Annotated in this window: 4 protein-coding genes; 2 read left to right on the top strand and 2 right to left on the bottom strand. The window is 36.6% G+C overall.

What is annotated here, in order from left to right; genetic code table 11:
• Positions 1-247: 247 nt before the first annotated feature.
• The gene (gene petJ / locus AFK68_RS11895) at positions 248-577 is read left to right on the top strand and encodes a cytochrome c6 PetJ (protein ID WP_094672992.1); all 330 of its coding nucleotides are present in this window, start codon (positions 248-250) and stop codon (positions 575-577) included.
• Between the two features lie 184 nt (positions 578-761).
• Complete coding sequence (locus tag AFK68_RS11890; RefSeq protein ID WP_094672990.1) at positions 762-1,691, top strand: tetratricopeptide repeat protein; 930 nt, start codon at positions 762-764, stop codon at positions 1,689-1,691.
• Between the two features lie 991 nt (positions 1,692-2,682).
• Here AFK68_RS11890 and AFK68_RS11880 read toward each other — a convergent pair.
• Together AFK68_RS11880 and AFK68_RS11875 are read right to left on the bottom strand one after the other, a co-directional pair.
• Positions 2,683-3,231 (bottom strand): flavodoxin, encoded by a 549-nt coding sequence (locus AFK68_RS11880; RefSeq protein ID WP_094672987.1) that lies wholly within the window; start codon positions 3,229-3,231, stop codon positions 2,683-2,685.
• A gap of 850 nt (positions 3,232-4,081) precedes the next feature.
• Complete coding sequence (locus AFK68_RS11875) at positions 4,082-5,095, bottom strand: saccharopine dehydrogenase-like oxidoreductase (protein WP_094672985.1); 1,014 nt, start codon at positions 5,093-5,095, stop codon at positions 4,082-4,084.
• Between the last annotated feature and the right edge of the window lie 179 nt (positions 5,096-5,274).

The raw sequence follows: 5,274 nt of genomic DNA, 5'->3' as shown, positions 1-5,274 counted from the left end.
ATTCCGTAGTATTAGTATCAACACAGAAACCGGGTTTGTGCGGGTAAATGTTAGTTTTGTTGAATATCTAATATAAACCCGGTTTCTTATCAGTCTCCAAAAAAACTTTTTGATAATCATTAATTTAATTTTTATAATTTAATTTTTATGTTTGACAGCCTGTCGTTTGACGTAATGCCCGACTTAATTCAGAATAGGAAACGCAGATTTAATCATTATCTGTATTTGTGTTGAGAGAGGAGAACAAATGAAAAAATTACTATCCATTGTGCTATTAGCCATAGCGTTTGTTGTTGTTGCAGTACAACCTCCAGCTTTAGCTGCTGATATAGCTCATGGAAAGCAGATATTCACAGGTAACTGTGCAGCTTGCCATATCGGAGGTAAGAATAGCATTAACCCAACAAAGACTTTAAGTAAAGCAGATTTAGAAAAATGGGGTATGTTCAGTGAAGAGAAAATTATCTATCAGGTAACAAATGGTAAAGCTGCTATGCCAGCTTTCAAAAGGCTTGGAGCAACTTCCATTGAAGATGTTACAGCTTATGTTCTAGATCAAGCTGAAAAAGGTTGGTAATAATTAATATCAAATTAGGAAAAGATAGGAGAGAAAAGTTTCCAACTTTACAAATGAAACCTTTCTCATCTTGATAATATATTCCTTGATAGTTGGGGTGAAAATTAGAGCTAGATATAATAAATCTATAGCTCTATGTATTCGCCCCAATATTATTATTTGAAGTAAATATATACGGTGAGAAATGAATAGATTTGATCGATTTCTGCTCAGTATCGGTATAGTCGTTACCGTCCTATTTTTGTCATTCTCGCCACCGATGAAAATTGCAACTGCTAACTCAGATATCGGCAATGCTAAAAAGTTTTTCACTCAAGGTATAGCTCATACTGAAAATCAAAACTATAAGCAAGCAGTTGAGAATTTTACCAAAGCAATAGAACTTAATTCTAACTTTGCCAGTGCTTATAGTAATAGATGTTTAGTTTATCTTCAATTGGGAAAATATGACCAAGCGATCGCTGACTGCACCGAAGCAATAAAAATTAATCCAGAAAATATAGAAGCAAATCTCAATATAGGTTTAGCTTACTACGAAATCGGTAATTACCAACAGGCAATTGTAGAATATACTCAAGTGCTTAACCAAAACGATAATGATTTTCGTGCTTTATACAACCGAGGATTAGCTAATTTTGAACTGAATAATTATCAGGAAGCAATAGCAGACTATAACTTAATTTTAGCAAATACTCAACAAGATGCTAATTTTAATCAAGCAGATATTTATAATGAAAGAGGTCTAGCATATTTAATGTCAAAAAATATGCACAAAGCAAAAGCAGATTTTAGTTATGCTATTTCTATAGATGCTGGTAACTCCAGAGCATATTATAACAGAGGTTGTGTTTGTAGCAAGATGGGAAACATTGAAGCAGCAATGGCAGACTTTAGTAAAACTCTCAAACTTAATCCCCATGAAGCTCAAGCATATTTAAACCGGGGGTTATTGCGTCAAGAGTCCGGACTTTATCAAGCAGCAATGCAAGATTTACAAGCTGCTGCCAAGTGTTTTTGCGATCGAGGCAATATGGCAGCTTATCATCACACTCAAGCGTTGATTAATGGATTACAAAAATGGCTGTTATCATCTAATCAAATTGCTATTGGTTAAAAAGCTAAAGTCTTTGTTTGTAGTTGCGCTTTAGCGCTCCAAAAAATCTATCAGCATCAAAAAGCATAAAAACCGGGTTTGTACTAAATACCTCACCATACTAACATCTACCTCCCATAAACCCGGTTTCTTATAACACTCCACGCGCAAGGGGATTTGATTTGTGAAAAAAACTGTAGGGGTTTGGTCTCCAAACCCTATTTTTACTATTTTTACTTGGGGTTTGCTGAAAACAGCAGAGTGTGGGAAGTGTGGGGAGGTTTGGGAGATTGAATCTTGTCTGATCAAAGTGCTAACTTTTTACAGCTCTAAAGACCGAAAAGCTGGCAGTTTTTTCGTTCTAAAAAGGCTAAAAGCTTTATTTATAAATGCTTTGAGAGTTAATCAGCAACCCTAGGTGGGTTTGGAGACCAAACCCCTACAATCAAATATTATATCATGTCCGGTAGCATCGGTCTTGTATAGGGAAGGTAAGGAAGAAGGAAGAAGGAAGAAGGAAGAAGGAAGAAGGAAGAAGGAAGAAAGAAGAAGGAAAAACTTTACTAATGGTAGCTCTTTCCCCAACTTTTACACGCTCCGATACCAGCGGACATTATATTACAACCTATTTAGGATTGCTATATGTGAAAACTGCTATAAATAAAAAAGTTGGGGAATAATAATATTCCCCAACCCAAAAGGAGATGAACTGATATGCAAACAAAACAATTTTTTACAGATGCAATACGATCATGCTGTTGTCATCTCAACAGCGATCGCTACAAAAATTAGTAACAAGATTTCCAATTTTGAGATTTAGAGAAATCTTTTACAGTAAAATTTTTTCTTACCGAATAATTAAGGTTTAAAGCCTCTCCTTTAAAGGAGAAACAAGAAAAAATTTTCCTTTTATTCAATCCTCTTCCTTTGAGGAAGAGGTAATTATCAATTATCCATTATCAATTATCAATTATTGAACGTTGCTTTTTAGGTGCTACAAAACTTTCGCCATCTAAGCAGATACTAATACAGGAGCTTCTTCACCCAGAAAAATGGGGCGTAGCGTTTCCAACCACTGTGTAATTCTCTCTTCAGTTAGATCGCTCTGATTAACTTCATCCAGTGGTAATCCTACAAATTTACCATTACGCACTGCTGAAGAATGCTCAAAAGTGTAACCTTCAGTAGGAAATTCTCCCACTATAGTTGCACCAAGCTTCTCGAATTGGTCGCACATAAGTTGCAATGCACCAGCAAAGTGCTTTCCATGACCAACTTGATCTGCTGCACCAAACAAAGCAATAATCTTTCCAGTAAAATCAGGCTTTTCGATATCCATGTCAAAAAGTGGTTCGCGCCAAGCATTCTGCACTTCCCCAGCTCCCCAGGTCGAACAACCCAATAACAAATAATCGTATTCAAGAAGTTGACTGAATTCGTCGTAATCTTCTTCCATATCTATGATATCACAAAGTTCCTCGCCTAATTTTTCGTGGATTGTTTCAGCGATTTCTGCTGTTACGCCAGATGTGCTGCCATAAAATATGCCAATTTTTGCCATTATCGACACTCCTGATTATTTTGATGTCTAAATTAAAGTTGATTGAATCTACTGGGGAAAGCAAATCGCACTAGCTTGACCAAGATGTTTGAGCATATCTCAGTTATTTCTACAAATTAATTGTAGAATTTCTTAGTTACTTAATGCTATAAATTATTGATTTAGCTTACTTCAGATGCCAGACTTAAAATTCATGTATGGGTTAGCCTGGTTTTGATTTAATAAGAAGCAATATCAATAAGTTGTCAATTGTATCCCCAAACCCAAAAATAATAAAGGCCAATAGAGACAAGTCCTTCAGATGACCTTGGAATAGACATGGCTTTTTGTATCAACCCTATCTATATTTTGAATATATCGGGTAAATTAATAGAAATCTGTATCAATTGTAGTTGACAATTCTTTTGAAGAAATTTATAATCATTAGGGGATTTTTTACACCTTTCTTCATAGATACAGTTTTGGTGTTAATCCTAATTAATTAAAAAGAATGTCAATAAATTGAATTGGATGAGCAACAAGCTATTCCTGTGGGAGCGATCGTGTAATTGGTGCGGAAAACTATCGTAGTAGACTGACATAACTAATGGATGTGTATGAGGGCGGGTTTATGTAAATCTTAGAGTAAGCACGAAAATTCTAGCTAAAACCCCCCCCTACACAACTAATGGGTGTGCATGAGGGCGGGTTAATAATTAATTAATAATTAATCAGTAATAATTACCTCTGGTTAAAACCGAGAGATATTACCCAAGTACGGAAATCTTATTTAATTATTCATTATCCATTATTCATTAATTTCAAACCCGCCCCTACTATTGCAGCATTTTAGGTATGTACAAACAAACCTCTACCGGACAAACTTCGGCATAACTTCAGCAGCAGTAAATAAACCATAAATACCTCTACGATATAAATCTACTCCCGCTTTCAAATAACCAAACGCCGGACCACAAACATTAGCTGCCATACTTGTTTCATCCCCTAATGTAAAAGTATGGGTAGAAATTTTCCCTTCAAAAGTACGACCAGTTACCTGAACATTTGTACTTAAAGGTTTTTTCGGGTTGCGAGTATCCACAATACCGCCTACTGTTACTCGATCGCGATCGCAAATTCCCGCCAACTCCAACATAATATCGTCAGCGTGTTCCATATTCTCCAACTTCAACAGACCATTTGTCTCTTCCAACAAAGCTTCCACTTCAGCATCAGTCATTGCCTTAGCTTTTTCCACATCATATCCGGGCAAATGGCCAATATCCTCACGAATTGTGGCGCGGTAAGCTTCCCAATTAGCAATACCTACTCCAAAAGTAATTTTCACACTATGAATTTCCGCATAACTCTGAGCTGCTACAGTAGCTGCTGCAGTTAATAAACCAGGAGTTGCACCACAACCTGTCATATAAGTAATACCCGCAGCTTGTAGTTCATCTTTGAGGGCCAATAATTGTTCGACGGCACTGGTACGCTTAATGGCATCTACTAATACCCCCCGCCAACCAGCAGCAATAAATTGTTTGGCAACATCTGCCATAAAAGTATTAGGCAAATTAGGAAGGGCCAGAAAATAACCATCCACAGTATCAGCTACTTTGATTAATTCCTCAATGCTCTGGTTACTTAAAACACCACCAAGTTCTAAATAACCCAAAGACCCTTGGTTATTGTAAATGGCCATACATTGGTCAGGATTTAATCCTTGACGGTTGTAGGCATAACCTTTTTGGTCAGCAGCAGCAACTAAGGCCATTTCTTGTTTTGGTGTAAGTACCCTAGCTGCGGCTTGTCCTAGACCACCGAAGCCTAAAACACCTACATGGATTTGATTGTTGGAAGTATTGATTTGCATAGCACTCATAACACTTAATTTAACTGGACAGACTTTTGTCGAACTTGTACTTTTAGCTAAAGTTAAAAGTCAAAAGTCTTCAAGGATTTCAAAGGGAATAGGGACGAGGGAATTTAACCTAAAGTTCGTAGTTGGTAAATTTCCAAGTAGCGATTATATCCCTCGTTAGTATTTCCAATCAATTAATC

This window comes from Hydrocoleum sp. CS-953 (assembly GCF_002260545.1).
GTDB lineage: Bacteria > Cyanobacteriota > Cyanobacteriia > Cyanobacteriales > Microcoleaceae > Trichodesmium.
This window is presented reverse-complemented; position numbering and strand designations above follow the sequence as displayed.

Bases quoted from the DNA above. Each gene is read 5' to 3' on its own strand.
- petJ (WP_094672992.1), top strand. From the start codon at position 248: ATGAAAAAATTACTATCCATTGTGCTATTAGCCATAGCGTTTGTTGTT.
- AFK68_RS11880 (WP_094672987.1), bottom strand. From the start codon at position 3,231: ATGGCAAAAATTGGCATATTTTATGGCAGCACATCTGGCGTAACAGCA.
- AFK68_RS11890 (WP_094672990.1), top strand. From the start codon at position 762: ATGAATAGATTTGATCGATTTCTGCTCAGTATCGGTATAGTCGTTACC.
- AFK68_RS11875 (WP_094672985.1), bottom strand. From the start codon at position 5,095: ATGAGTGCTATGCAAATCAATACTTCCAACAATCAAATCCATGTAGGT.